Consider the following 26,976-nt stretch of genomic DNA (forward strand, 5'->3'; position numbering starts at 1 on the left):
ATGACCAAGCTCCCCACCTCGCGTGTCGGTGTCGTGCTGCTTGCGGCCGGCCTTCTGGTCTATCCGCTGGTGTTCACCGGCGCGTTCTATCACGACGTCGGCGTCAGCTTCCTGCTGGCGGCGATCGCCGCTTCGGCCTGGAACATCGTCGGCGGTTATGCCGGCCAGATCTCGGTTGGCCACAGCATGTTCTTCGGCATCGGCGCCTACACGCCGCTGCTGTTCTACACGCTGTTCGGCTGGTCGCCGATCGCGGGGATTCCAGTCGCCATCGTGCTCAGCCTTGGGCTCGCGGCCCTGATCGGCCTTCCGACGCTTCGTCTCAGCGGCCATTATTTCAGCATGGCCACGATCGCGGTCGCCGAGCTGATCCGTCTCCTCGTCAGCACGTGGAGTTTCGTCGGCGCTGCGATCGGGCTGCAGGGTCCGGCGTCCGGCCGGGGTTGGTGGGATCTCACATTCCGCAGCGAGCTGCCCTACTACTACATCTTCCTCGCGGTGCTCGGCCTCGTTCTCGCCGTGACCGCCGCCTTCGAATCGCGCCGCTTCGGCTATTACGTGCGTGCCATCAAAGCCGGCGAGCGTGCCGCCAAGAGCCTCGGCGTTCCCGTGCTCCAGACCAAGATGCAGGCGCTGGCGCTATCCGCCGTCTTCACCTCCGTGGCCGGCTCGCTCTATGCGGTGAAGACCGGGTTCGTCGATCCCGGCAGCGGGTTCGGCATTCTGGTGTCGGTGCAGATGGTGATCATCGCGGCGTTGGGCGGGGCGGGCACGCTCTATGGTCCGCTGCTCGGCGCCCTGATCCTGATCCCGCTGCAGACGGCCACGAACAACTGGCTCGGCGGCGGCGGCTCCGGCCTCACCTTCATCATCTATGGCGGCATCATCGTGCTGATCGCCCGTTTCGAGCCCGGCGGCTTGATGGAGCTGTGGTATCGCCTGCGGGCCAAGCGCTGGAGAAAGCTCGATGCCGCTGCTTGAGGCCACCGACGTCTCGAAGACCTTCGGCAGTTTTCGCGCGGTGTCGGGCGCCAGCCTGTCGCTCGATCAGGGCGAGATCGTCGGCTTGATCGGCCCGAACGGCGCCGGCAAATCGACCTTCTTCAATTGCCTCGCAGGCGACATGCCGCCGAGCGCGGGCCGCATCACGCTCGACGGCATCGACCTGACCTACGCCTCCGCTGACGTCCATGCCCGCGCCGGCATCGGCCGCACCTTCCAGGTGCCTGCCACCTTCGAGGACATGAGCGTGCTCGACAACGTCATGGTTGGCGCCTTCCTGCGTCATGCGCACCGCGACGAGGCCCGCGCCCGTGCCGGCCGCATCGTCAGCCTGACGGGCCTGAGACCCGACCAACGCGCGCGCTCGCTCGGCACGCCCGGCCGCAAGCGGCTCGAGATCGCCCGTGTGCTTGCGACCGAGCCGCGCGTGATGCTGCTTGACGAGGCCTTGGCCGGTCTCACGCCGGGCGAATTGCAGGAGGCGATCGCGCTGGTCCGCAAGATCCACGAAACCGGCGTGACCATCGTCATCGTCGAGCACATCATGGAGGTCATCATGACGCTGACGCGCCGCGTGCTCGTGTTCAACCAGGGGCACGTGATCGCCAGCGGCACACCGGAGGAGGTTGTGCGCGACGAGCAGGTGATCGAGGCCTATCTCGGCCGTCCCTTCCGGAGGGAAGATCGCCGTGACTGAGCTAAGGGTCGAGCATCTCGCCGTCCGCTACGGCGACCTCGTCGGGGTCGCCGACATCTCGCTGAAGGTCGCCGCCGGGCAAGTCGTGGCGCTCCTCGGCTCCAACGGCGCCGGCAAGACCACGACGCTGAATGCCGTCGCGGGATTGGTGCAGCCGGCGTCCGGACATGTGGAATGGTGCGGTGAGCCCATCACGGGGCAGCCGGCCTATGCTATCGTGCGCAAGGGTTTGACGCTGTCTCCGGAGGGCTGGCGGCTTTTCGCCAGCCAGACGGTGGAGCAGAATTTGCGCTTGGGAGCGATGGCTTTGGCCGACCAGTCACGCAAGGGAGCAATGTTCGAGCGTGTCTACGGCCTGTTTCCGCGGCTCGCCGAGCGGCGCCAGCAGCCAGCCGGCACGCTGTCCGGCGGCGAGCGGCAGATGCTGGCGCTCGGCCGTGCGCTGATGTGTGAGCCGAAGCTGTTGATGCTCGACGAGCCGAGCCTGGGCCTTGCGCCCGCCGTTGTCGGCTCGCTCTACGAGAAGCTTGCAGAGCTGCATCGTCAGGGATTGACCTTGCTGCTGGCCGAGCAGTCGATCCCGCTCGCGCTCGCCATCGCCGACTATGCCTATGTGCTCCAGACCGGCCGCGTCGCGCTGGAAGGCCCCGCGCAGGAGCTTGCCCGTAACGAAGAGGTTCGCGAGATCTATCTCGGCGTCCGCACGCCGCAGCCAGCGCCTGGCGGCAGCGCATGAAGGCACCGCGACCTGCGAAAGCGCGTTCGACCGCCGCGCGCGCCTTCCAGCCGCTGAAGGCCGGTCGCAAATCGGATCAGGTCTTTGAGCAGATCTCCGCCTTCATCCGCGCCGGCCGTTTTCCGCCAGGGAGCCGGCTTCCGCCCGAGCGCGAACTCACGGCCATGCTCAACACCAGCCGCCAGACCGTCCGCGAGGCGATCTACCGTGCCGAGTTGATCGGGCTTATCGAGACAAGGCACGGCGCCGGCAGCTTCGTGGTCTCACGCAATGCCCGTCCGATCGAGGACAATTCGCTGATCGACCTCATCAGGACCGAGGTGGGCCGGATCGGCGAGTTCTTTGAGCTCAGGCGCGTGCTGGAGGGCTGGTGCGCCCAGCACGCCGCCAAGGTCGGAAAGCGGGCCGATTTCGCTGCTCTCAAGGCGCGGCTCGATGTCATGCGCAAGCTCGAGGTCACCGATCCCGCCTGGGAGGAGAACGACATCGAATTCCATCGCGCGCTGGCAGCAGCCACCGGCAATCCGCTGGCCGTGCAGATGATGGAGATCCTGCGCGAGACCTTCTCCGCTTTCTACCGGCTGAAGCAGTTCATTCCCAAACGCGAAGAGCACGGGCTGATCTGGCAGCATCACCGCGACGTCTATGACGCTTTGCGCGCGCGCGCGCCGGAGCGCGCGCGGGCCGCGATCATCGCACATATGGATTTCGTCGAGGAGCGGCTCGCCGAGAGCGTCGATAGCCTGGTCGACCCGAAGAGGTGAGCCTGCGCATGGCCCATTCGCGGGCCGTTCGTGCGTTGCGCCCCCCGGCGTGCAATGACACACTCGTCAAAACAACGATCGGGAGCGAACATGACGGCCGCATCGGACCTCGCGCAGGAAGCTCAGTGGAAGCGCTGGCGTGCGGTCGCCGATCTCTACCATGCCTATTTCACCGGGCTCATCCTCACCGTCGTCACGCGGCGCGGCACGGCCGATGCGGCGGAGTTCGTCTTCCGCGTGTTTCGCCGCCAGCAGCAGGAGCGCTTCCTCCCGGGCTTGCAAAAGCTTGGGCTCAGCCATCTGCCGCCGGCGGTGGCCGCTGCGCAATATCACTACCTCTCCAACTGGATCGGCGGCGTGCATGTCGAATACATGTATGAGAGCGACGCCAAGGCCTGGATCCGTTATCCGCCGCCGCGCTGGATCTGGAAGGGCACCGCGATCTGCGGCGTGCCCGGCGAGGTTTCCCGCGCGATGCTGCGCGGGTGGCACGCCAACAACGGCGTCGCGCTCGGTGATGTCAAGCTTGGCTTCGTCTGCACCAAGCAGAGCGTCGACGGCCAGGACGGGCTCGAAGGCTATTACCACCAGTATGACCACCCGCTCGAGCTGGACCAGCGGCTCGTGTTCGCGCGCTACCTCGAAGCACCGCTGTTCGATGCGAAGACCGCGCCTGCTTTGCCGGTGGCGAGCTGGCCGAAACCGCGTCTGGAGAAAGCCTATCGCAACTATGCGATGGAATATGTGCGCACCGCCGCGCCTGTGATGGTGCAGCTGTTCGGCCCGGAAGACGCCGGCTATCTGCTGCACCTCACCGGCAAGCTGATCGGCATGCAATACTTCGATGAGGTCGCTGCGGCGCTGTCGACGGCCCGCGGCGGTCCGAGCGAATTCGCGACATTCCTCAACGCACTGTTTGTCGCACAGGACGATGCGGCTGAGACGACGCAATCCGAAGGCATGTTTGAGCTCCGTCAGCAGAGCTGGAAGCTGATGGACGACGTCGCCGACTACCATCCCGCTTGCGCAAAGGTGCTGGCGGGGTTGTTCGAAGGGCTCGCGGCCGGATGCGGGCGGCACATCGGCGTACACCTGTCCCCGACACCGGGCGGCCGTCCGCCGTTGCTCTGGCGCATCGGGTAATTCCTCCACGAAATGCGCTGCCGCAGGGCACGCCTGCATCTGGCGCAGGAGGAATCGCTCCGCGCCGTGCTAACAAGCCCCTACCGCGCCCTGCGCGAACAAATTTATTGTCACACCTACGCATTGCCGCGGCGCAAAGAGCGCTTGTGCCGGAGAGGATATGTCCGACATCGCCGAAATCCCGGTCGATGAGCAAGAGCGTCCGCTGCCGCCGCCTGCGCAGCCGATGCGAAGCGCGCTGACCGACGGACCGATCCTGCGTACGCTGCTCGGCCTCGCCTGGCCCAATGTGATCGCGCTGTCGGCCGGCACCTGTACGGTGATCGCGGAGACCTCCTATATCGGCCGGCTCGGCGTCGAGGCGCTGGCGGCGATGGCGCTGGTGTTTCCGACCATCATCCTGACCATGACGATGTCCGGCGGTGCCATGGGCGGTGCGGTGGCCTCGTCCATTGCGCGCGCGCTCGGTGCCGGGAACCGCGAGCGCGCCGGCACTCTCGCCGCACACGCGATGCTGATCGGCATCAGCTTCGGCCTCGTCTTCATGCTGGGGATGCTGATCTTCGGACCCCGGGTGCTGGAAATGCTGGGCGGCCGCGGCGATGTGCTGACGCATGCGGTTGCGTACACGCAGGTGTTTTTTGGCGGCGCCGTGCTGCCCTGGCTGCTCAACACCATGGCCGGCGTGCTGCGCGGCACCGGCAACATGAAGCTGCCGTCGTTTCTCATCCTCAATTCGGCGGCCTGGCAGATCGTGCTCGGCGGCACGCTCGGCCTCGGCCTCGGTCCGGTGCCGCCGTTCGGCATGCGCGGCGTCGCGGCGGGCGCGCTGATCGCCTATTCCATGAACATCTGCATCATGGGCTGGTACCTGTTCTCCGGCCGCGCGCGTGTCACACCGAAGCTGCGCGGCCTGCGCATCCAATGGGCGATGTTTTTCGACATTCTCAAGGTCGGCGCCATCGCCTGCTTCTCGCCCTTGCAATCGGTGCTGACGATCTCGATCTTCACCCACATGCTGGCGAAGTTCGGCACCGCGATCCTCGCCGGCTACGGCATCGGCGCGCGGCTCGAATTCCTGCTGACCTCGATCGCGTTCTCGTTCGGCATCGCCTGTGTGCCGATGGTCGGCATGGCGATCGGTGCAGGCAACATTGCGCGCGCCCGGCGCGTCGCCTGGATCGCCAGTGCTGCCGCCTTCGTGGCCGTCGGCGCGCCGGCTTGCGTCGTTGCGATGTTCCCCGATCTCTGGATCAATATCTTCACCGACAGCGCGGCCGTGCGCGCGGCGAGCCATCAATATCTCTCGACGGTCGGGCCGTTCTACGCGTTTTTCGGCCTTGCAACGACGATGTACTTCTCGTCGCAAGGCGCAGCCAAGGTGATCGGGCCCGTGCTGGCGCAGACCGCGCGGCTGATCTACATCTCCGCCATCGGCTGGTGGCTGTCGACGCACGACGCCACCGCGCAGAGCTTTTTCTGGCTGGCCGCGAGCTCGATGGTCGTGCTTGGCCTGCTCTCAGCCTCCAGCGTCGTGTTGACGCGCTGGGGACCGCGCGCGAGCAAGGCCGCGATCAGACCAGCTCTGTCCAGCGCCGCCGATTAGCGATGCCTGTGGCGGCGATGGCTGCCGCCGCCGACATTGGCGAGCCGCATCAATTGCGGGATCATCGCCATCATTTCGCCGCCACCGGCACCACCGAGCATGCCCATGATGTCGCCGCCGCCGCCGAGCCCGGTCGGTATATAACCGGGGCCCATCGGCGTGTAGCCGCCGTAATTGGGCGCGCCGAAGCCGCCGCCGAGATTGCCGGCGGACAGGCCACCAAATCCGCCGCCGCCACTCTCCATCATGCGGCTCATCATCGGGCCCATGGTTTGCATCATCACGGCGAAGCGGCGCTTCCCCATCTTCGCCTTCATCATCTCCAGCATCGGGGCCATCTGGGTCATCATGTCCTCGCCGCCGGCACCTCCGCCGCCGAGGAACTGCGCCTTTGCCGGCGAGCTCGCGACGGAAAACAGCAGCAGCACGGCGGCCGCCTGGCAGATCACCTTGTCCGCACCTCTCATGGCATGCTCCTCGCGTGCGCAGCGCCACCGGGAGAGCGGAGCCAATCGGACGCACGCCACGATGGTTACGGCTGGCGAGGGCTGAGCTCTGTGAGAAAATTCACAGAGGCGGATCAGGCCGCGGACGGAAACGCCCGGTGTATCGCGGCCACGGCCTCGTTCGTTTGCCCCTTGACGTAGGGTGCAAGGTCGTTCGGCAGCATGTCGATGATCCAGACCAGGCGGCATCGCGTCTCCCCCTCGGCAACCACCTGCACCGAGGCGCTGTAGTGCTTCAGTCGCTCGTTGTTGATGGCGTAGACGAGGCGCCGTCGCGCATCGTCGCAATCGACCAGCACCTCGCGCGCCAATGACCCGTTGGCGAAGGTGACGATGCGCGCATCGCCGTCGAGCGTGCAGGCAGTGACGAAGCCGGGCGCCAACCGCTGATGCAACGCGCCGAAGTCGCGAACCGCGTCCCAGACGTCGCGCGCGGGGGCGTTGATGAGGATGTCGTTGTGGATGGAGGCCATGAAGGTGTCCTTGATGATGTTGGATGCCGGCCAAGAACTCCGTCATTGCGAGGAGCGAAGCGACGAAGCAATCCAGACCGTCTCCGCGGAGATATTCCTGGATTGCTTCGCTCCGCTCGCAATGACGGAACTAGCGGCTGACGCTCACGTACAAACCGCCTCGACATTGTTGCCGTCAGGGTCGATCAAAAACGCCGCATAATAGGTCGGGCTGTAATCCTTACGCGGACCCGCGCCGCCATTGTCACGGCCGCCGCTGTTCAGGCCTTCGCTGTGAAATGCTTTCACCGCGTCATGGTCCTTGGCGCGAAACGCAATGTGCGCACCGTCGGCCTTGCGGCCCTTGTTCAGGTGCAGCCATAGGGCGGGCTCGCCCTTCGGGCCGAAGCCGGCATAACCCTCGCCGCTGGAGCACAGGACATGGCCGAGCGGCGCCAGCACCGCGGTGTAGAAGCGCGTCGCGGCGTCGAGATCGGCAACGCGAAGTCCGATGTGGTCGTACATATTCGTCTCCATTTGCAAAGCGCGCCGCAGCTGGCGCGCGCCGGAGACGAACCTAGTCGGAGAGAGGCGGGCGGCTCTTGGAGATTCTTGCGCTCGGCACCGGGCTAAAGCGCGATGCGATTAGGATGAATCGCCATCGCGCTTTAGGTTGTTGTTTAAGCGTGATCTTTTCGGAAAACCGCTGCGCACTTTTTACGGATCATGCTTTAGTTCGCCGGTGCCTCCGATTGCCACCGGATCACCCGTTTCAGGTGATAGACCTGAACCCACATGTTCGTCCCGATCACACTGACCGTTGCGACGATCAGCGCTGTGAGCTTTTGCGGGTCATGAAGGGCGAGAACGAGCAGGAACGCGGACAAGGCCGCCGTGACGCCGAAGCTGAACCAGAGCCCGATCAGGCGTGGTGCAAACCAGGTGGGCTGGCCGTCAGTGCCCCATTGCATCGGAATCCTGCGCGAGGTGATCTGGCGGCCATAGTAGACGGCGCAGCCGGCGATGAAGGCAAGACCGACGGCGAGCGCGACCGCTGTGGCGTCATTTAGGGCAATGTTCATCCGCCGCTTGCCGCACTGAGAGAGCGCTCATTCGCTCTTTGGTTGTAGTATCGCGCAGCGTGCCGCGAGCGCCAGTGCGTCGCGTCGGTCTGGTCAACAGACGGTTACCTGCGACGCTCGCCGACCTGTCTCAGTTGAGGATGAGGCGTTCGGCGAAGATCCTGCGTTCCCCCTTCGAGGCCTGGCGGAACTTGGTCGGCGAAACGCCGGCCGCGCGGTGGAAGGTGCGGACGAAATTGGAGAGATCGCCGAAGCCGACGTCATAGGCGACATCGGTGATCGCGATGTCGTCATCAGTGAGCAGGCGGGCTGCGTGCCGCAGCCGCGAGCGCACCAGATATTGATGTGGGGTGACGCCGAGCACGCTTGAGAATAGCCGCAGGAAGTGGAACGGGCTGAGGCCCGCCTGCCTTGCTGCCTGTTCGAGATCGACCTCTTCATGCGAGTTGTCGTCGATCCACAGCGCGGCCTCGACGGCGCGGCGGCGGTCGCGCGCGGTGGGTGTGGCCGACTTGCGCGCCTTGCCCGAGACCACGTCGACGAAGCGGCCGGCCAGGATCTGGCCCACTTCGTCGACACCGATGTCGCTGTTGCCATCTGCCGCCGTCTGGGCGAGCTCACCCAGCACCATCAATTCGGGCAGCGGCGGCGTGGCGCCGATCTGCCAGATCTCGCGCTGCCCGCCGAGGGCATCGACCATCTCCTTGCTGAAGAAGAACGACAGGCAGACATCGCCACTGACATGCTCATGCGTGCAGGTGTATTCCTCGCCGGGCGCGCCGACCAGCATCGAGCCCGCCACCAGCTCGAAGAACCCGGCGCGGCAATGGCAGCCAAAGCTGCCCGAGCGGACATAGGCGATGGAATGCCCGGTGCGGCATTCGGCGAATGGCGTATCGTCTGGTCCCGCATCGCAGCGAAACTCGGAGACCGTAATCGATTGTGACGTCAGCAGCGTGGTCGCATCCATACCGCCTTATCTAGGTAGGCGCCCGCGGTGGAGCAACGGGCAGCAACACCTCGAACAGGGTCTTGCTGGCGACGGGATGGGCGCCCTCCAGTGCCAACAGCCGTCGCTTGGAGATCACCCCGCCATAGGGCGAGAGCCGGTCGGTGTAATTGCCGGCCTCCAGCACCCGGTGGCAGGGCACGATCAGCATGAAGGGATTTTTAGCGATCGCCTGCGCCACCGAATGCGCCGCGCCTGAGGCGCCGAGCGCCCTGGCGACCTCGTGATACGTGCGCGTCTCGCCGCGCGGAATGGAGCAGGCGAACTCATAGACGCGCCGATTGAAGCCGGGCACGCCGCCGGCATCCAGGCTGACCTCGGAAAAATCGGGATCGCGGCCTTGCAGCAGGCCCACGATGCCCTCGATCGCAAGCTCGGCATTTTCGGGCGGCCGCTGCTCGCGCGCCTCGGGATGGGCCTGAAAAATCCGGCGGCGGGTGTCGATCTCCCGCGCCTCGGGCAATTGCACCGCGACCACGCCGGTGCTGCTCCAGATGATGCCGCAGCGGCCTATGGTCGTGTCGAATATCGAATAGCCGCGCCCCACCATGCACACGCCCCACTCAGTGCACGTCTCTCCCCAGACACAAGATCATAGCACCGCCACAATCCGGCGCACCTGGAATCTTATCAAGACGTTAACAACCGCCCGGCGGGGCGCGCCAAACCGCTTGGCGGAAGGCGCCGTCTCGGCTAATCAGGAGGCGCGCGAGCTTGCGCATCCGCGGGCGTAGTTCAATGGTAGAACGGCAGCTTCCCAAGCTGCATACGAGGGTTCGATTCCCTTCGCCCGCTCCATATTTGCGCCAAAGCGCTTTCCAAGACTTTGATGTTTCGGCAGCCCTGAAGCAGGGTGTCTCTCCTTCGTGCGCCGTGCAAAGATTCTAATATATTAGCCCCTTGCTTCCGGCGTTCGCCGCTGCCCACGCTAAGCTCCTTCGGCCATGGCAGATGCGGTCCCCTTGCCGGGCGTTGTCTGGATGAAGGGCCATGACTTGCAAAAAAATGGACCAGCAGAAGCTTGATCGCGCGATTGGTCGTCGCTTGAAGACGCTTCGGACGCAAGCCGGCATGACACTGAACGAACTGGCCGCGCGCTCCGGCGTCAGCCGGGCCATGATCGGGCGGGTGGAACGGGCGCAGAGCAGCGCCACGGCTTCGCTGCTCGGCAAGCGTTGCGCTGCGCTCGACGTGTCGCTGAGCGACGTGGTCGCGCTCGCCGAGAAGCCGCCGGAGCGGCTGGTGCGGCTTGCCGACCAGCCGCACTGGCGCGATCCCGAGAGCGGCTATCGCCGGCGGCACGCCTCGCCGACGGATGCGGCGAGCGGCCTCGAGATCATCGTCGTCGACTTGCCCGCCGGTGCGCGGGTGCCCTACAGCCCCTGGGGCCGCAACGCCTTCACCCAGCAGCTGCTGATGCTGGAAGGCGCGATCGCAGTGTACATCGACGCCAAGACGGTGCGCCTGCGCGAGGGCGACTGCCTGGATTTCGACGTCATGCGCGCTGTGATCTTCGAGAACGAAACCAAACAGGACGCGCGCTACGTCATCATCACGCGCCGCGGCGCCTCCTACGGCAAGATGTGACGGTGGCGATGCGACGCGAGATCTTGGAGTGAGGCCCTGACGATGCAGATCCGTACCGGCGATACCTTCAATCCGCGCGTCATCGCGCTGCTCGATCATCACGTTACGGCAGCGCGGGCGCAGACCGCGCCGGGCAGCGCGCATGCGCTCGATCTGGCGGGCCTTCGCGCGCCTGACATCGCGTTCTGGACTGGATGGGACGGCGAGCTACTCGTTGCCACCGGCGCGCTGAAGACGCTTTCGGCCAGCCATGGCGAGGTGAAGTCGATGCATACGCTTCAGACCACGCGGCGGCGCGGCTTTGGCGGCCAGATGCTCCGCCACATCATCAAGGAGGCCCGCGCGCGCGGCCTGAAGCGGCTGAGCCTCGAGACCGGCTCATGGGACTATTTCAAGCCGGCGCTTGCGCTCTACCAGGCGCACGGCTTCGTCCTCTGCGGCGCGTTCCAGGGTTATGTCGAAGATCCCAACAGCCTCTTCCTGACGCTCGACCTGACCACCAGCTGACCCTTGAACTGGTGCGGAGCGCATCAAGCTTCAATCCCTTCGCGCCTCCTCGAGCTTGTCGAGCACGCGCTCGGGAGCGATATCGCGGGCGGCTTCCTCAAGGTCGTGCTTCGAGTCAGGTTTGACGTCGAGGCGCTCGGCGATCTGGGTAAGCAGGCGGGCAACCTTGGTCAGCTCGTGCTCGGCGAGCAGGCTGACCTGGAGGTCAAGATCGGCGCGCTTGTCGGCTGCGGCGGTCATGCGGTTCTGCGAGATCAGGACGAAGGTCGAGAGGAAGATCGCCTCCACCGAAGCGATCATCGCCAGCACGACGAAGCTCTCGTCCCAGGCCGGGATTCCAGGCAACCAATGCAGATTGGCGATGATCCAGAACCCGAACACCGCGAGGTGAAGATAGACGAACGTCATGCTGCCGGTGAAGGCGGTGACGGCGTCTGCAACCTTGTCCTGGCCCCGTGCCGCTTGCTGCTCGCGGCGGCGCCGCTCGACCAGAGCACGGATGTTACGTTCGAGCGTCGGGCTCAGTCCCTCGCCGGGATCGCGGGTAATGTCATTGCGCATCGGCGGTAACGGCAAAGGAAAAGAGCCGTTCCTAGGAGCTGAGCGGACCGAAATGCCGTCTCACCCCTCAAAATGAGTTGCGTACCTCAAAACACCTCTGCTAGCCTTCAGCCATGGCCGAGACGCTCTCGCAGACCGCACTGACGCTGAGGGACATCGCCCGCGAGGCGGGCGTGAGCCTGGCGACGGTGGACCGCGTCCTGCACAACCGGCCGGGCGTACGGCCCGATACGGTGCTTCGCGTCAAGGCGGCGATCGAGCGCAATTCGTTCCAGCCCCACGTTGCCGCCGCGGAGCTCGCCCGCGGCCGCGCCCGCCGCTTTGCCTTCGTGATGCCGTCGGGCTCGAACCCGTTCATGCAGCAGATCGAGGCTTATCTCGGCGAGATGTCGGCTTGGCTCTCGGCGCGCCGCCTCAGCGTCGAGATGGTCACAACCGACGTATTCGACCCGTCGGTGCTCGCCGGCACCCTGGAGGCGCTATCGGGCGATTGCGACGGCGTCGCCGTGGTGGCGCTGGATCATCCGAGCGTCCGCGCCGCGATCAACGATCTCGTCGATGCCGGCACCAAGGTGGTGACCCTGGTGTCGGACGTGCCGTCAGCACGCCGCCACCATTATGTCGGCATCGATAACATCGCTGCCGGGCGCACGGCCGGCGCGCTGGTCGGGCGGCTGGTCGGCCAAAAGTCCGGCAAGGTCGCGATCGTCGCGGGCTCGCAGGGCCTGCGCGACCATGCCGAGCGGATCTTCGGATTCAACCAGGTGATGGCGTCGGAATTCCCCGGTCTCAGCGTGCTGCCGGTGCTGGAAGGGCGCGACGAGGATGAGCGCTCGGAACAGGTTTTGGCGCGACTGCTGGGCAGGCATGCTGACATTGTCGGCCTTTATAACGTCGGCGCCGGCACGCCGGGTGTCGCCAACGCGTTGAGCGATGCCGGCCGCGACAAGCAGGTGGTATTCGTCGGTCATGACATCACCGTGCTGACGCGGCGGCTGCTGCTGCAGGGCGTGATGGATGCCGCGATTTCACAGAACCCCGGACATGAAGCCCGCGCCGCCGTGCGCGTGCTGCTCGCGCTCGCCCGCGGCGAGCCGATCTTGCGCGAACAGGAGAAGATCAGGATCGACATCGTGATGCGGGACAATCTGCCTTAGCGGCAGGTCGATATCGAAACGGTCCGCTACGGCGAACGCGGCATCAAGCTCGCACCGGCGGCGGACGAAAGGGAGGATGGCGTGTATCTCGGACTGGACATCGGCACATCCGGTGTGAAAGCGGTGCTCGTGAGCGAAGCCGGCGCGATCCTCGCGGCGGCAACGCGCGAGCTTGCGCTGTCGCATCCGGCGCCTTTGTGGTCCGAGCAGGACCCTGATTCCTGGGTCGATGCGGCGATCGGTGCGGTCGACGAACTCGCCGCCCGCCATCCGCGCGAGTTGGCGCGGGTGGCCGGCATTGGCCTGTCGGGCCAGATGCACGGCGCAACGCTGCTCGACGAGGATGGACGGCCGCTGCGTCCCGCAATTCTCTGGAACGACGGCCGCTCGCAGGCCGAATGTGCGACGCTGGAGCGGCGCTGTCCCTCGCTGCATGCGATCGCCGGAAATCTGGCGATGCCCGGCTTCACCGCACCGAAGCTGCTCTGGGTCGCGCGGCACGAGCCCGATATTTTCGCGCGCTTGGCAAAAGTGCTGCTGCCGAAGGCCTATGTCCGCTATCGCCTCACCGGCGAAATGATCGAGGACATGTCCGACGCGGCCGGTACGCTGTGGCTCGACGTCGGTCAGCGCCGCTGGTCGGCCCTGCTGCTGCATGCGACCGGGCTCGACCTTCACCACATGCCGCGGCTCGTCGAGGGCAGCGCCGCCAGCGCGGTGCTGGCGCCGGAATTCACGCAGCGTTGGGCCATGGCAAAGAACGTCGTCGTCGCGGGCGGCGCGGGCGACAACGCTGCGAGCGCGATCGGGCTCGGCGCCATCGCGCCCGGCGATGCATTCCTGTCGCTGGGCACATCAGGCGTGGTGTTCCGTGTCACCGACCGCTTCGCACCGGCGCCGGCCCAGGCCGTGCACGCCTTCTGCCATGCGCTGCCCGGCCTCTGGCACCAGATGGGTGTGATGCTCTCGGCGGCGGCTTCGCTGGCCTGGCTCGCCGGTGTGATGGAGACTCCGGCCGCGGCCCTGCTGGCCCCACTCGGCGAGCGCGTGGACGGGCCGAGTCCGATCAAATTCCTGCCCTATCTCGACGGCGAGCGCACGCCGCACAACGATGCCGCCGCGAGCGGCGCCATTGTCGGCCTGCGCGGTGCGACCGGGCGGACGCAGGTCGTGCAAGCCGTGCTCGAAGGCGTTGCCTTTGCCGCGCGCGACAATCTGGCGGCGCTGAGCGCGGCGGGCGGGCCAGTTGCCGAGGTTGATCTCGTCGGCGGCGGCTCGCGCTCGCCGCTGTGGGCGCAGATCTGCGCCGATGTGCTCGGCGTTCCCGTCCACCGCGTCGAGGAGGGCGAGGTGGGGGCGGCCCTCGGCGCCTCCAGGCTCGGCCGGCTCGCTGCGACAGGGGAGGATCCGGCGCAAGTCTGCACCCGTCCGCGGCGGCTCGCGAGCTTCATGCCTCGCGCATCCGTCGCTGGGGCCTATGACGAGGCCTATCGGCGATGGCGCGCGCTTTATCCCGCATTGAAGGAGACTCTTTAAGTGAACGCGTCAGCGAAATTCTTCAATGCAAGTGCACCTGTCGCCTTCGCCGGCAAGGACGCGGGACAAGCGCCCGCCTTCCGTTGGTACGACAGGGATCGCATGGTCCAGGGCCGCAGGCTCGAGGATCATTTGCGTTTTGCCGTCTGCTATTGGCATTCGTTCTGCTGGCCGGGCGGCGATCCCTTCGGCGGCGAGACCTTTCTGCGTCCCTGGCACCAGGGCGGCGACGCGATGGCGCAGGCGCGGGCCAAGGCCGATGTCGCCTTCGAGTTGTTCCGCCTGCTCGACGTGCCGTTCTTCACCTTCCACGACGTCGACGCGGCGCCGGAAGGCGCCTCGCTCGCCGAGTCCGTCGCCAATCTCAATGCGATCGCCGATCTGTTCGAAGCGAAGATGGCATCAAGCAAGGTCCGCCTGCTCTGGGGCACCGCGAATCTGTTCACGCATCGCCGCTACATGGCGGGCGCAGCGACCAATCCGGACCCCGAGATCTTCACCTATGCCGCCGGCCAGGTCCGCGCCGCGCTGGAGGTGACGCACCGGCTCGGCGGCCAGAACTATGTGCTGTGGGGAGGCCGCGAGGGCTATGAGACGCTGCTCAACACCGATCTCAAGCGCGAACTCGACCAACTCGGCCGCTTCGTCTCGCTGGTCGTCGAGCACAAGCACAGGATCGGTTTCAAGGGGCCGATCCTGATCGAGCCGAAGCCGAAGGAGCCGACCAAGCACCAATATGATTTCGACGTCGCCACCTGCTACGGCTTCCTCGAGCGCTACGACCTTTTGAAGGACGTCAAGCTCAACATCGAGCAGAACCACGCCATCCTCGCCGGCCATTCCTTCCATCACGAGGTCGCGCTTGCGGAGGCGCTCGGCGTGTTCGGCTCGCTCGATATCAATCGCGGCGACGATCTGCTCGGCTGGGACACCGACCAGTTCGCGATGAACGTTCCGGAGCTGGCGCTGGTATTTCACGAGATCCTGAACCGCGGCGGCTTCACCACGGGCGGGCTGAATTTCGACGCCAAGATCCGCCGCCAGTCGATCGACCCTGACGATTTGATCCACGCCCATGTCGGCTCGATGGATGCCTGCGCGCGCGCCTTCCTCGCCGCGGCCGACATGGTCGATGCCGGCGCGCTCACCACGCCGCTTGCCAAACGCTACGAGGGATGGGCCGGGCCTGAAGGCCGCGCCATTCTCGGCGGCCAGCGTTCGCTCGCCGATCTCGCCGACCGTGCGCTCGAGCCCGGCTTCGATCCGCAGCCGCGCTCGGGCCGGCAGGAATATCTGGAATCCCTGGTCAACCGCTATGTCTGAGGAAGGCTGCTGATGGCAGGCGAAGCAACCATAGAGCCGGTCCTCGAACTGACCGGCATCGGCAAGGAGTTCGGCGCGATCCGCGCGCTGCATGAGGTCGACCTGCAGGTCTTCCCGGGCGAGGTGGTCGGCCTGATGGGCGATAACGGCGCCGGCAAGTCGACGCTGGTCAAGATCATCGCCGGCAATTTCCGTCCCAGCCACGGCGAGATCCGCTTTGCCGGCAACGCGGTCCATTTCAGCCGTCCCATCGATGCCCGCGGCGTCGGCATCGAAGTCGTCTACCAGGACCTCGCGCTATCGGACAATCTGACGGCCGCGGCCAACGTGTTCCTCGGCCGCGAGCTGAAGCGCAAATTCGGCCCCATTGCCTTGCTCGACCACAAGGCGATGGCGGCGCGCGCGCTGGAATTGTTCGGCGAGCTGCGCTCGGAGACGCGCCCCGACGATCTCGTCAAGCAGATGTCGGGTGGCCAGCGCCAGGCGGTCGCGATCGCGCGCACGCGGCTCTCCAATGCACGGCTGGTGATGATGGACGAGCCGACCGCCGCCATCTCGGTGCGCCAGGTCGAGCAGGTGCTAGGCCTGATCCATCGGCTGAAGGAGCAGGGCGTTGCGGTCATGCTGATCTCGCACCGCATGCCTGATGTGTTCGCGGTGTGCGACCGCGTCGTCGTCATGCGCCGCGGCGAGAAGCGGGCCGACAAGCCGATCCACCAGACCTCCCCTGAGGAGATCACCGCCCTCATTACCGGCGCCAAGGAGGCGGCGTGATGGCCATGCCCTTGGAATCCCCGATCAGCTTCACCAATGTCGGCCAGATCAGATGGTGGCAGCGCGGCATCTTCGCCTCACAGACCGGGTATGTCCTGCTCGCGCTCGCGGTGTTGCTGGTGATCATGCATTTCGCCAGCCCGTATTTCTTCACCGAAGGCAACATGCAGAACGTGGCGAAGAATTTTTCCTTCATCGCCATCGCGACGCTGGGCGTCACATTTGTCATCATCACCGGCGGCATCGACCTTTCGGTGGGATCGATGATGTGCTTCTCCGCCATGATCACCTCGATGGTGATGACCGAGCTGTCGGCGCCCGGCTCGCCGGCAGGCTCGCTGTTCGTGCATATGGCGGCCGACGGCAAGACCGTGCTGGCCAATGTCCCCGGCTTGATCCTGGTGGTCTCGATCCTCGCCGGGCTCGGCGTCGCGCTTATCGCCGGGCTCGTCAACGGCTTTTGCATCGCCGTGCTCGGCCTGTCGCCCTTCGTCACCACGCTCGGCATGCTCTCGATCGTGCGCGGGCTCGGCTATGTCGCCTCGAACGGCCGCGGCAGTTTCCCGGGCGGGCCGGACGCCGATTACTTCTATGCAGCGACCTCGGGCGACGTGCTCGGCCTGCCCGTGCCCTTCATTTATCTCGTGATCCTCGCGCTGGCGATGGCCGTGGTCCTGCACCACACCTCGTTCGGCCGTCACGTCTTCGCGCTCGGCGGCAACGAGAAGGCCGCCGAACTCACCGGCATCCCGGTCGTGCGGGTCAAGATCGAAGTCTATGTGATCTGCGCGCTCGCGGCGGGCCTGCAAGGCATCATCATCTCCGGCTGGCTCGGATCGGCCCCGGCCAATATGGCGACGTCTTACGAGCTCAACGTGATCGCGGCGGCCGTGATCGGGGGCGCCAATCTCGCCGGCGGCATCGGCGGTCCGCTCGGCGCCATCGTCGGCTGCGTGCTGCTGGAGGTGATCCGCAACGGCCTCGTGCTGGCGCAGGTTTCCTCCTATTGGCAGCAGACGCTGGTGGGCGTGATCATCATCCTGGCCGTGCTGGTCGACCGCATCCGCTCGCGGATGACCTGAATTGACGTCATTCCGGGAGGGCAAAAAAATGTCGCCTGTCCGCTTCCCGGACGTTCCAAAGAGGACGGGCACCAAACAAGGGTGGAGGAAACAATGAGGAAACTTGTTCTTGCTGGCATTGCGGTGGCGATGATGGCGACGCCGGCATTCGCCGCGACCTACCGCTTCGTGATCGTGCCCAAGGCGATGAACAATCCGTTCTTCGACTTCGCGCGTGACGGCTGCCTCAAGCGCGCCAAGGAGCTCGGCAACATCGAGTGCATCTACAAGGGGCCGGTCGAGCACGAGCCGGCGACTCAGGCCCAGATCATCCAGGACTTCGTCACCCAGAAGGTCGACGGTCTCGCCATCTCGGTCGCCGACGTCGCCGCCATGACCAAGTCGATCGAGGCGGCGAGCGCCGCCGGCATCCCCGTCATCACCTTCGATGCCGATGCGCCCGGCTCCAAGCGGATCGCCTATATCGGCACCAACAACAAGGAGTTCGGCGTCGCGCTCGGCAAGGAATTGCTGAAGATGCGGCCTGACGGCGGCAAATACGCCATGGTCTCGGGCGGTCCCGGCGCCAAGAACCTCGCCGAACGTGTCGATGGCGTGCGGGAGGCGCTGAAGGGTTCGAAATGGACCGAGGTCGCGGGCTCGCCGACCTTCTGCAACGACGATCCCGCGCTCGCGGTCCAGCAGATGACGGACATGCGCACCGCAACGCCTGACCTCGCCGCCATCGTTCCCATCGGCGGCTGGCCGATGTTCGCGCCCGAAGGCTTCAAGGCCTTCGCCTCCAGGAACAAGAAGGACATCGATTCTGGCAAGTTCACGCTTGTCGTCGCCGATACGCTGAAGATGCAGCTTGAGCTGCTGCGCGACGGCTATGCCAATGCGCTGGTCGGCCAGCGTCCGTTCGAAATGGGCGAGAAGGCGATGGACACGCTGCTCGCCATCAAGAAGGGCGAGAAGGTGCCGGAGATCGTCTATACCGGCCTCGATCTCGTGACCAAGGACAACGTCGCGCAGATGTTGAAGTAGGAGCGCCCCCAGCCCCGCGCTCCTGCGTGCCTCCCCCGCTTGCGATTTCCGCGAGCGGGGGAGATGATTTGGACTGTTGGAATGAATACGAGGCAAATGGGAATGAAACGGTCGCGGCTCGGCTCGCTCGACGTCACCTCAATCGGTCTCGGTTCCGCCCCGCTCGGCGGATTGTTCAGCCCGGTCAGCGATGCCGACGCGGACGCGGCGCTCGCGCGTGCCTGGTCGCTCGGGGTGAGATTCTTCGATACCGCGCCGCTCTATGGCTTTGGCCTCGCGGAACGGCGTCTTGGCGCATTCCTGCGGCAACAGACGCGCGAGTCCTTCGTGATCTCGACCAAGGTCGGCCGCCTGCTGCGTGCGCCGGATGGCGGCGGCGCCGAAGACGAGCACTACAAGGGCACGCCGCGCGAGCGCCCGCTGTTCGATTTCAGCCATGACGGCGTGCTGCGCTCGGTCGAGGAGAGCCTGGTCCGGCTTGGGCTCGACCGCGTCGATATCCTGCTGGTGCACGATCCCGATGATCACTACGACGACGCCATCGCGGGTGCCTTCCGCGCGCTGCAGCGGCTGCGCGAGAATGGCACGGTGAAGGCGATCGGTGCCGGCATGAACCAGTCGGAGATGTTGACGCGTTTTGCCGAGGCCGTACCGGTCGACTGCTTCCTGCTCGCCGGCCGCTACACGCTGCTCGACCAGGGCGCGCTGGATGGGCTGTTTCCGGTCTGCGCGTCCAAGAGCATCGGCATCCTGCTCGGCGGCATCTACAACAGCGGCATTCTGGCCAGTCCGCATATGAACGCTAAGTTCAACTATCAGGACGCTGACGCGACGCTGGTTGGGCGGGCGCTCGCGCTCGACGAGCTCTGCCGCAAGCACGGCACCGAGTTGAAGGCCGCCGCGCTGCAGTTCTGCATGACCCATCCGGCGGTGACCGTCGCGGTGATGGGTGCGCGCAATGCCGCGGAGGTTTCCGACAACATCGCAATGTCCGAGAGGCCAGTGCCGGCGGCGTTCTGGCAGGAGCTGCGTGCGCGAAACCTCGTCGATGTGCGCGCGCCGCTGCCGGGTGGGGCATAAGGCATGATCATCGACGCCCACCAGCACTTCTGGGATCCGGCGCGCGCTGATTATCCCTGGATGGCGGCGGACGAGCTCACGCCGATCCGCCGCGCGTTCGGTCCCGCCGATCTTGCGCCGCTGTTGAAAGCGAACGGCATCGACGCCAGCATCGTGGTGCAATGCCGCTCCTCTGTCGAGGAAACCGAGGAATTTTTGCGCATCACGCATGCCAGGCCGTCAGTGATTGGCGTCGTCGGCTGGGCCGACCTGACGGACGCCGCGCTCGGCGACACGCTCGACCGGCTGCGCCGTTCACCAGGTGGAGACAAGCTCGTCGGCATTCGCCACCAGGTGCATGACGAGGCCGATTCCGATTGGCTGCTGCGCGAGGACGTTCAGCGCGGCCTCACCGCCGTGTTCGCGCACGGTCTCGCCTACGATTTCCTCGTCCGCACCCGCGAGCTGCCCGCCGCCATCGCGACGGCACAGGCCTTTCCACAAGCCCGGTTCGTGCTCGACCACGCGGCCAAGCCGCCGATCGCCGACGGCGGCAGCGCCGAATGGTCCGATCGCATCAAAGCGCTGGGCACTTGCGGCAATGTCTGGTGCAAGATCTCCGGGCTCGCGACCGAGGCGGTCTGGAACGACTGGGATGCGGACCGACTGTTTCCGTTCGTTGCGAACGCCGCAGAATGTTTTGGCGAGGACAGGCTGATCTTCGGCTCGGACTGGCCGGTGTGCCTGCTTGCGGGCAGCTACGGCGAGATCAAGAGCGCGCTGGAGACGTGCCTGGCAAGGCTTGGCCCGCAGGCGCGCGACAAGGCTTTTGGCATGAATGCCGCGCAGGCGTATCGGCTGGCGATTGCAGGTTAGGGCGATACGCGGCCTTTTCCCTCTCCCGGCAGAGCGGGAGAGGGGAAGCTGCCGCGGGGCTCGCTATTCGGACATCGGCTTGTCGGAAATATCCCAGTCCTTGCCGGTGAAGGTGGAGATGAACAGCGTCTTCATGGGCGTGTAGTCCTCGGGCGTATAGCTGTAGGTGACGCCGTCGAGGAAATAGGGCGAGTGGAAGCCTTTGAGGTTCGAGGCCTGCTTCAGCACGTTGGCGCGGGTGAGATCGTCGCCGCAGCGACGCAGGATCTCGCCCATGGTGACGGCCTGCCCGTAGCCGGCGAAGGCGATGGTGTTGTCGGGGTCGATCGCCGGCGTGTATTTTTTGCGTAATTCCTCGAACGCCATCACGTCGGGATCCTTCTCCCATTTGGGCAGGCCGACCTCCTTGTTGTAGCGGATGGCGACAATGCCGGCGGCATTCTCGAGCCCCGCGGCATTGAGGATCGAGCGGCCGGTCGAGCCGGCGGAGAGCAGCTGCAGCGGCTTCCAGCCGAGCTCAGCCACTTTACGGATCGACTGCGAAGAGGCCTTGCCTGTCGAGATGTTGTAAAAGACGTCGGCGCCCGACTTCGAGAGATTGATGAGCTGGGAATCGACGGTCGGCTCGGTGAGATCATAGGTTTGCTCCATGATCACCTGCGCGGTGCCGCCGGCATCGGCCAGCACCTTCTTGAACGGCCCCAGGAAGTCGCGGCCGAAATCGTCGTTCTGATAGAGGATGCCGATCTTGGCGTTCGGCTTCACGCTGATGACGTGCCGCGCGAGAATGCGCGCCTCGGTCGGATAGAGCGGCAGTCCCGCCATCGTCCATTTGAACTCTTTCGGGTTATTCCACTTCGAGGCGCCGGTGTTGAGCAGGAGTTGCGGCACTCCCTTGGAGTTCAGGTATTTGTGCACGGCAGTCTGGGGCGCGGTGCCGAGCGAGCCGTACAGGGCGAGCACTTCCTCCTGCTCGACCAGGCGCCGGGTCGCCTCGACGCATTTCGGCGCGCTGTAGGCATCGTCCATGGTGAGAAACTTGATCTTACGTCCGTTGATGCCGCCCTTCTCGTTCAGCATCTGGAAATAAGCTTCGCCAATGCGGCCGAGCACGCCATAGAGCGAGCCGGGGCCGGAATGCGGCACGGTCTGCCCGATCTTGATCTCGGTGTCGCTGGCGCCCGCATCATATTTCTTGTCCGCGGCCCAGACATAGGGCGCGGGCAAGGTGGATGCGGCGATGGTGGCGAGCGCGGCGGCGCTGACATCGCGCCGCGATGGATTCTTGGTCATTACTTGTTTCTCCCTAGCGGGAGCATTGTGTTGGCATCGCAGCTCGGCTCGCAAGTGGGAAGTCGCAGCTTTGCGACGCAATGACGCTTAAATCGCGCGTTTAGCGCCTAGACTCAAGTTTTCTCGGCGACGATGACGAGGCCGCGCACCGGCTCGTTGTTCTCGATGCGCGGTGAGGCCGGCTCGAGCGTCAATAGCTTCAGGCCCGCCTTGGCGAGCGCGCCACGCGCATATTCCGCCGAGTGGGCATAACGCAGGCCTTCGCCGAGAACCACACCGCTGCCGTCATGCGTCTCCAGCGTGAACGCGAGCACGCCGCCTGATACCAGCACGCGCCTGGCTTCGTTGAGGACCGGCGCGAGGTCGGAAAGATAAACGAACGCATCCGCCGCGACGACGAGATTCGCGCTTGTCTCCGCTTTGGTGCGCAGGCCTTCGATCATGTCGGCAATTTCGAGTTCGGCATAGAGATTGGTGGCGCGCGCCTGCTTGATCATGCCGGGCGACAAATCGATGCCGCTGAAATGGTCGACCTGCTTTGCGAAGGCGGCTGCCGCAAGGCCGGTGCCGCAGCCGAGATCGATGGTGCGCTTGAAGTAGGCCGGCTTCCCGGCGGTGACCCGTGCGGCCACCACCGCCTTGAAGATCAGGCTTGGCGCGCGATAGCCGAGATCGTTGATCAGCACCTGCTCGAAGCGCGGCGCGTACTGGTCGAACAACGCTTGCACATAGGCCTTGGGCATCTCCGCCATCGCGGCATCGCCGAGCCGCATCAGATGCAGACCGGCGCCGTGCTGATCGCCAGGATCGGACCGGAGCGCCTCTCGAAATGCGGCGATCGCCTTGTCGCGCTCGCCGAGTTGGGCGCGGATTTCGCCGAGCGTGAACCAGGCCGACGTGAAGTCAGGCGCAAGCTCGAGTGTCTGCTCCAGGAGGTCCGCGGCTGCGGGCAGATCGCCCTTGAGCTGGAGGTCGCGCGCGAATTCGAAGCGGCGGTCGGCCATGAGATCGCCGGAGGTCAGGAACAAGCGCAGGGGCATTGGGAACCACTTGTCATTGCCGGGCTTGACCCGACAATCCATCAAAAAGGGAATTGTTTAAGTGGATGGATGCACGGGTCAAGCCCGCACATATCGGGTGAATAGTGGGGCGCCGGTGCTTATATGACCACGATGCGTCCCCAAGACATCCTGCTGCCAGTTGCTGCCGGCCTGTGCTGCAAGCCCGGCGGCTTCCACATCGATCCTGTCCGGCCGGTCGAGCGGGCCGTGATCACCCACGGCCATTCCGACCATGCCCGTGCCGGTCACGGCGCGGTGCTGGCGACGCAGGAAACGCTGGATATGATGAGGCTGCGCTACGGCGAGAACTTTGCCGGATCGACGCAAGCCATCCGCTATGGCGAGGAGATCCGGCTCGGCGACGTCAAAGTGAAGTTTCACCCGGCCGGCCACGTGCTGGGCTCGGCGCAGGTGGCTGTCACATGCAAGGACACCTGCATCGTCGCCTCCGGCGACTACAAGGACGCGCCGGACCCGACCTGCACGCCGTTCGAGCTGGTGCCCTGCGACGTCTTCATCACCGAGGCAACGTTCGGGCTCCCTGTATTCCGGCATGGCGATGCCGCGGACGAGGTGAAGAAGCTGCTGGCCTCCGTCGCGTTGTTTCCCGAGCGCGCGCATCTCGTCGGCGCCTATTCGCTCGGCAAGGCGCAGCGCGTGATCGCGCTGCTGCGCCAAGCCGGCTATGAGGCGCCGATCTATCTCCATGGCGCGATGGAGAAGATCACCGAGTATTACCAGAGCCGCGGCATCGCCCTCGGCGATCTCAGGCCGGTCAAAGGCGTCAAGAAGGCCGCGCTCGCCGGCACCATCACGCTGGCCCCGCCCTCGGCGACATCAGATCTCTGGACGCGACGCTTTCCCGATCCCGTCACCGCGTTCGCCTCGGGATGGATGCGCGTGCGCGCCCGGGCGCGGCAGCGCGGCATCGAGCTGCCGCTGGTGATCTCGGACCACGCCGATTGGGACGGCCTTACCGCCACCATCGGCGCGACCGGCGCCGGCGAAATCTGGGTCACCCACGGTCAGGAAGACGCGTTGGTGCATTGGTGCCGGAGCAAAGGCCTGAAAGCGCAGCCGCTCGACCTCGTCGGTTATGGCGACGAGGAGGAGAGCGAGACGCCGATCATTGACGAGACCGAAGCATGAACCGCTTCGCCGAACTTCTCGACCGCCTCGCTTATGAGCCCGGCCGCAACAACAAGCTGCGGCTGATCACCGGCTATTTTCGTGAGGTCGGCGATCCCGACCGCGGCTACGCGCTAGCCGCACTCACCGGCGCGCTCAGCTTCAAGCACGCCAAGCCCGCGCTGATCCGCGATCTCATTGCGGCGCGCACGGATGAAGTGCTGTTTGGGTTGAGCTACGACTATGTCGGCGACCTCTCGGAGACGGTGGCGCTGATGTGGCCGAAGGCTGCGCTGGCCGGCCACAACAATCCACCGCCCCCATCCCTCAGCGAAGTCGTCACCACTCTACGTACGCTCGGCAAGACCGAGCTGCCGAAGCAGCTCGAACGCTGGCTCGACGAGCTGGATGAGACCGGCCGCTGGGCGCTGCTGAAGCTCGTCACGGGAAGCTTGCGGATCGGCATCTCCGCGCGCCTCGCCAAGACCGCGGCCGCCGCGCTAGGTGACAAGGACCCGCATGAGGTCGAGCTGATCTGGCCCGGCCTCTCACCGCCCTATCTCGACCTGTTCGCCTGGCTGGAGGGCCGCGCCGAGAAGCCGGTCAATCGCGATCCCGCGCCGTTCCGGCCCGTGATGCTGGCGCATGCGATCGAGGAGACGGATTTTGCCGCGCTCGATCCCTCCGATTACATCGCCGAATGGAAATGGGACGGCATTCGGGTGCAGGCGGTGGCGGGACGCGACGAGCGCGGTCATGTCACGGCGCGGCTCTATTCGCGCACCGGCGAGGACATCACGGGGAGCTTTCCCGACCTCGTGCCGTCGCTGCGCCTGCCCGGCGCGATCGACGGCGAGCTTTTGATTCTGCGTGAGGGCCGCGTGCAGAGCTTCAACGTCCTGCAACAGAGGCTCAACCGCAAGACCGTCTCGCCGAAGCTGATCAAGGAGTTTCCGATCCACCTACGCGCCTACGATCTGCTCGGCGACGACGAGAATGATTTGCGGGAGCTGCCCTTCGCGGAGCGCCGTGAGCGGCTGGAGACCTTAATCGGGGAGCTCGGCGATCCCCGCATCGATCTGTCGCCCACCGTGCCCTTCACAAGCTGGGAGGCGCTGGCCGCTGCGCGCGCCGATCCGGCGAGTGCCGGCGCCGGCGAGGATTCGGACGCCGTCGAGGGCGTGATGCTGAAGCGGCGCGATTCGCCCTATTTGCCAGGGCGGCCGAAGGGCCAGTGGTGGAAGTGGAAGCGGGATCCGCACATCATCGATGCCGTGCTGATGTATGCGCAGCGCGGTCATGGCAAGCGCTCGTCCTATTACTCCGACTACACCTTCGGCGTCTGGACCGCCGGCGAGGGCGGCGACGAACTGGTGCCCGTCGGCAAGGCCTATTTCGGCTTTACGGACGAGGAGCTGCTCCAGATCGACCGCTTCGTCCGCCGCAACACCACGGAAAAATTCGGCCCCGTTCGCCATGTCGTGCACGAGCCGGACCAGGGTCTGGTGCTGGAGGTGGCGTTCGAGGGCCTGCAGCGCTCGCCGCGGCACAAATCCGGCGTCGCCATGCGCTTTCCCCGCATCAGCCGCCTGCGCTGGGACAAGCCGCCAAAGGAGGCGGATAGGCTGGAGACGTTGGAGAGGATGTTGAAGGCGGAGGCCGTCGAGATTGAGGCTTGAAGAGAGCGAGATCGGCCCGAGTGCCACCACGAAGGCAGCGCGCCCCCTCGCCCGCTTGCGGGAGAGGATGTTTCCGCAGTGGGATTCCGAATGAGGAGAGAGCCCTCACCCGCGCCTTCGGCGCGACCTCTCCCGCAAGCGGGAGAGGTTGCAGCCAGCCGCGGCATGCCTGAATTAAACTCCCGTAACCCGATTGACGCACCGATCCGGGTTCCCCATGTGCCTCGCCGTGCCCTATAATGGGGTCGAATCCGCCTGAGGAGTTTGAGATGGTCCAAGACGTCAGAGATTTGCCGGCCGGCCGCAGCGACGGGCTGAACCGCTTTCTCGGCGGCTCGCCGCTCGCGGTCGCGTTTCGCCTGGTCCTGCTCTCGATCCTGGTCGGCGTCGTGCTCGCCGCGATCGGCTTCGATCCCTGGAACATCCTCACCAGCATTCGCCTCCTGTTCCAGCGTTTGTGGGATCTCGGCTTCGACACGGTGAACTGGCTGTGGCGCTACTTCCTGCTCGGCGCGGTCATCGTGATCCCGATCTGGCTGTTCTCGCGCGTGCTCGGCACGCCGCGCGGCCGGTAAGTTGGGAGTCCGCAGCCGATGCAACTGCGTTTCGTCGGCTGCGGCGACGCCTTCGGCTCGGGTGGCAGGCTCAACACCTGCTTCCACGTCTCGGGGCGCGAGACCAATTTCCTGATCGATTGCGGCGCGTCGGCTCTGCCGGCGCTGAAGCGGCTCGAGATCGCGCGCGACGACATCGACTTGATCCTGATCACGCATTTCCACGGCGACCACTTTGCCGGGTTGCCGTTCCTGCTGCTCGACGCGCAATTTTCGCGGCGGACGCGGCCGCTGACGATTGCGGGACCGCAAGGCATCGCGACGCGGCTCGCCCAATTGATGGAGGCGCTGTTCGAGCACTCCTCGAAGACCAAACAGCGTTTCGAACTCGAGGTCGTGGAGCTCGCGCCCGAGCAAAGCAAGACCTTCGGCGCGGTGACGGTGACGCCCTATCCAGTGGTCCACGGCGAGTCCGGTGGCCCCTTCCTTGCCTACCGCGTCCAGGCCGAGGGCCGCACGCTCGCCTACAGCGCCGACACCGAATGGACGGACACGCTCATTCCGCTGGCGCGAGGCGCCGACCTTTTCATCGCCGAAGCCTATATGTACGAGAAGGTGGTCAAGAACCATCTCAGCCTGAAAACCTTGGAACAGCATTTGCGCCGACATCGGCGCAAAACGCCTCGTCCTCACCCATATGAACGACGACATGCTCTCGCGCCTGGACAATATTTCGCATCTCGCCGCCGAAGACGGCATGGTCCTCGTATTCTGAG

Annotated in this window: 28 protein-coding genes, 1 tRNA gene and 1 pseudogene; 21 read left to right on the forward strand and 9 right to left on the reverse strand. The window is 65.5% G+C overall.

What is annotated here, in order from left to right; translation table 11 throughout:
- The 6 genes from IVB28_RS01880 (at position 1) to IVB28_RS01905 (ending at position 5,948) form a co-directional block, all read left to right on the forward strand.
- On the forward strand, positions 1-981 hold the full coding sequence (locus tag IVB28_RS01880; RefSeq protein WP_247524368.1) for a branched-chain amino acid ABC transporter permease: 981 nt from the start codon (positions 1-3) through the stop codon (positions 979-981).
- Positions 968-1,699, forward strand: a complete 732-nt coding sequence (locus IVB28_RS01885) for an ABC transporter ATP-binding protein (protein ID WP_247524369.1) — start codon at positions 968-970, stop codon at positions 1,697-1,699. The genes IVB28_RS01880 and IVB28_RS01885 overlap by 14 nt, the downstream gene beginning before the upstream one ends.
- The gene (locus IVB28_RS01890; RefSeq protein ID WP_247525319.1) at positions 1,686-2,435 is read left to right on the forward strand and encodes an ABC transporter ATP-binding protein; all 750 of its coding nucleotides are present in this window, start codon (positions 1,686-1,688) and stop codon (positions 2,433-2,435) included. The genes IVB28_RS01885 and IVB28_RS01890 overlap by 14 nt, the downstream gene beginning before the upstream one ends.
- Positions 2,432-3,199, forward strand: coding sequence for a FadR/GntR family transcriptional regulator (locus IVB28_RS01895; RefSeq protein ID WP_247524370.1), 768 nt, complete (start codon positions 2,432-2,434; stop codon positions 3,197-3,199). Before IVB28_RS01890 ends, IVB28_RS01895 begins: the two co-directional genes overlap by 4 nt.
- A gap of 90 nt (positions 3,200-3,289) precedes the next feature.
- Positions 3,290-4,342 carry a hypothetical protein gene (locus tag IVB28_RS01900; protein WP_247524371.1) on the forward strand — a complete coding sequence of 351 codons (1,053 nt, stop codon included), beginning with the start codon at positions 3,290-3,292 and terminating at the stop codon, positions 4,340-4,342.
- A 160-nt stretch (positions 4,343-4,502) separates the two neighbouring features.
- On the forward strand, positions 4,503-5,948 hold the full coding sequence (locus IVB28_RS01905; protein ID WP_247524372.1) for an MATE family efflux transporter: 1,446 nt from the start codon (positions 4,503-4,505) through the stop codon (positions 5,946-5,948).
- Here IVB28_RS01905 and IVB28_RS01910 read toward each other — a convergent pair.
- The 6 genes from IVB28_RS01910 to IVB28_RS01935 form a co-directional block, all read right to left on the reverse strand.
- Positions 5,945-6,415 (reverse strand): hypothetical protein, encoded by a 471-nt coding sequence (locus IVB28_RS01910; protein ID WP_247524373.1) that lies wholly within the window; start codon positions 6,413-6,415, stop codon positions 5,945-5,947. The genes IVB28_RS01905 and IVB28_RS01910 overlap by 4 nt on opposite strands.
- A 113-nt stretch (positions 6,416-6,528) precedes the next feature.
- The gene (locus IVB28_RS01915) at positions 6,529-6,927 is read right to left on the reverse strand and encodes an SRPBCC family protein (protein ID WP_247524374.1); all 399 of its coding nucleotides are present in this window, start codon (positions 6,925-6,927) and stop codon (positions 6,529-6,531) included.
- Between the two features lie 144 nt (positions 6,928-7,071).
- A complete protein-coding gene (locus tag IVB28_RS01920; protein WP_247524375.1) occupies positions 7,072-7,431 on the reverse strand; it encodes a VOC family protein in 360 nt (119 codons plus the stop codon).
- Between the two features lie 206 nt (positions 7,432-7,637).
- Complete coding sequence (locus IVB28_RS01925) at positions 7,638-7,988, reverse strand: hypothetical protein (RefSeq protein ID WP_247524376.1); 351 nt, start codon at positions 7,986-7,988, stop codon at positions 7,638-7,640.
- Between the two features lie 130 nt (positions 7,989-8,118).
- The gene (locus IVB28_RS01930) at positions 8,119-8,958 is read right to left on the reverse strand and encodes an AraC family transcriptional regulator (protein ID WP_247524377.1); all 840 of its coding nucleotides are present in this window, start codon (positions 8,956-8,958) and stop codon (positions 8,119-8,121) included.
- Between the two features lie 10 nt (positions 8,959-8,968).
- Positions 8,969-9,547, reverse strand: a complete 579-nt coding sequence (locus IVB28_RS01935) for a methylated-DNA--[protein]-cysteine S-methyltransferase (protein WP_247524378.1) — start codon at positions 9,545-9,547, stop codon at positions 8,969-8,971.
- A gap of 174 nt (positions 9,548-9,721) precedes the next feature.
- Here IVB28_RS01935 and IVB28_RS01940 point away from each other — a divergent pair.
- The 3 genes from IVB28_RS01940 to IVB28_RS01950 all read left to right on the forward strand — a co-directional run bounded on the left by IVB28_RS01940 (position 9,722) and on the right by IVB28_RS01950 (position 11,091).
- Positions 9,722-9,795: transfer RNA gene (locus IVB28_RS01940), tRNA-Gly, on the forward strand.
- Positions 9,796-10,002: 207 nt separating this feature from the next.
- Positions 10,003-10,584 (forward strand): XRE family transcriptional regulator, encoded by a 582-nt coding sequence (locus IVB28_RS01945; protein WP_346730718.1) that lies wholly within the window; start codon positions 10,003-10,005, stop codon positions 10,582-10,584.
- Between the two features lie 42 nt (positions 10,585-10,626).
- Positions 10,627-11,091 carry a GNAT family N-acetyltransferase gene (locus IVB28_RS01950; RefSeq protein ID WP_247524380.1) on the forward strand — a complete coding sequence of 155 codons (465 nt, stop codon included), beginning with the start codon at positions 10,627-10,629 and terminating at the stop codon, positions 11,089-11,091.
- Between the two features lie 30 nt (positions 11,092-11,121).
- On the opposite strand, the gene IVB28_RS01955 is transcribed toward IVB28_RS01950, so the two are convergent.
- Positions 11,122-11,652: a DUF1003 domain-containing protein gene (locus tag IVB28_RS01955; RefSeq protein ID WP_247524381.1), complete on the reverse strand. Its 531-nt coding sequence runs from the start codon at positions 11,650-11,652 to the stop codon at positions 11,122-11,124.
- Between the two features lie 113 nt (positions 11,653-11,765).
- Between IVB28_RS01955 and IVB28_RS01960 the strand changes: the two genes are divergently transcribed.
- From IVB28_RS01960 to IVB28_RS01995, 8 genes are all read left to right on the forward strand, one after another.
- A complete protein-coding gene (locus tag IVB28_RS01960) occupies positions 11,766-12,809 on the forward strand; it encodes a LacI family DNA-binding transcriptional regulator (protein ID WP_247524382.1) in 1,044 nt (347 codons plus the stop codon).
- A gap of 81 nt (positions 12,810-12,890) precedes the next feature.
- Positions 12,891-14,345, forward strand: coding sequence for a xylulokinase (xylB, locus tag IVB28_RS01965; RefSeq protein ID WP_247524383.1), 1,455 nt, complete (start codon positions 12,891-12,893; stop codon positions 14,343-14,345).
- Positions 14,346-15,668: a xylose isomerase gene (gene xylA / locus IVB28_RS01970; protein WP_247524384.1), complete on the forward strand. Its 1,323-nt coding sequence runs from the start codon at positions 14,346-14,348 to the stop codon at positions 15,666-15,668. It abuts the gene before it with no gap.
- Between the two features lie 12 nt (positions 15,669-15,680).
- Positions 15,681-16,442, forward strand: coding sequence for an ATP-binding cassette domain-containing protein (locus tag IVB28_RS01975; RefSeq protein WP_247524385.1), 762 nt, complete (start codon positions 15,681-15,683; stop codon positions 16,440-16,442).
- Positions 16,442-17,524: an ABC transporter permease gene (locus tag IVB28_RS01980; protein ID WP_247524386.1), complete on the forward strand. Its 1,083-nt coding sequence runs from the start codon at positions 16,442-16,444 to the stop codon at positions 17,522-17,524. Before IVB28_RS01975 ends, IVB28_RS01980 begins: the two co-directional genes overlap by 1 nt.
- Before the next feature lie 93 nt (positions 17,525-17,617).
- Positions 17,618-18,550, forward strand: a complete 933-nt coding sequence (locus tag IVB28_RS01985) for a sugar-binding protein (protein WP_247524387.1) — start codon at positions 17,618-17,620, stop codon at positions 18,548-18,550.
- A gap of 102 nt (positions 18,551-18,652) precedes the next feature.
- Entirely contained in the window at positions 18,653-19,630 is a 978-nt protein-coding gene (locus IVB28_RS01990) for an aldo/keto reductase (protein ID WP_247524388.1), read from the forward strand.
- Between the two features lie 3 nt (positions 19,631-19,633).
- Positions 19,634-20,485 carry an amidohydrolase family protein gene (locus IVB28_RS01995; RefSeq protein WP_247524389.1) on the forward strand — a complete coding sequence of 284 codons (852 nt, stop codon included), beginning with the start codon at positions 19,634-19,636 and terminating at the stop codon, positions 20,483-20,485.
- A gap of 63 nt (positions 20,486-20,548) precedes the next feature.
- On the opposite strand, the gene IVB28_RS02000 is transcribed toward IVB28_RS01995, so the two are convergent.
- Complete coding sequence (locus IVB28_RS02000; protein WP_247524390.1) at positions 20,549-21,778, reverse strand: ABC transporter substrate-binding protein; 1,230 nt, start codon at positions 21,776-21,778, stop codon at positions 20,549-20,551.
- 113 nt (positions 21,779-21,891) lie between these two features.
- Positions 21,892-22,818 carry a methyltransferase domain-containing protein gene (locus IVB28_RS02005; protein ID WP_247524391.1) on the reverse strand — a complete coding sequence of 309 codons (927 nt, stop codon included), beginning with the start codon at positions 22,816-22,818 and terminating at the stop codon, positions 21,892-21,894.
- A gap of 132 nt (positions 22,819-22,950) precedes the next feature.
- Here IVB28_RS02005 and IVB28_RS02010 point away from each other — a divergent pair, with 132 nt between their 5' ends.
- The 4 genes and pseudogenes from IVB28_RS02010 to IVB28_RS02025 all read left to right on the forward strand — a co-directional run bounded on the left by IVB28_RS02010 (position 22,951) and on the right by IVB28_RS02025 (position 26,975).
- Positions 22,951-23,988 carry a ligase-associated DNA damage response exonuclease gene (locus tag IVB28_RS02010; RefSeq protein WP_247525320.1) on the forward strand — a complete coding sequence of 346 codons (1,038 nt, stop codon included), beginning with the start codon at positions 22,951-22,953 and terminating at the stop codon, positions 23,986-23,988.
- Positions 23,985-25,646, forward strand: a complete 1,662-nt coding sequence (locus IVB28_RS02015; RefSeq protein WP_247524392.1) for a cisplatin damage response ATP-dependent DNA ligase — start codon at positions 23,985-23,987, stop codon at positions 25,644-25,646. Before IVB28_RS02010 ends, IVB28_RS02015 begins: the two co-directional genes overlap by 4 nt.
- Before the next feature lie 269 nt (positions 25,647-25,915).
- A complete protein-coding gene (locus tag IVB28_RS02020; RefSeq protein WP_247524393.1) occupies positions 25,916-26,221 on the forward strand; it encodes a DUF6460 domain-containing protein in 306 nt (101 codons plus the stop codon).
- Between the two features lie 18 nt (positions 26,222-26,239).
- Positions 26,240-26,975 (forward strand): annotated as a pseudogene (locus IVB28_RS02025) (MBL fold metallo-hydrolase).
- The last annotated feature ends 1 nt before the right edge of the window (position 26,976 follow it).

The sequence above is a fragment of the Bradyrhizobium sp. 199 genome (assembly GCF_023073355.1).
Classification (GTDB): Bacteria; Pseudomonadota; Alphaproteobacteria; order Rhizobiales; family Xanthobacteraceae; genus Bradyrhizobium.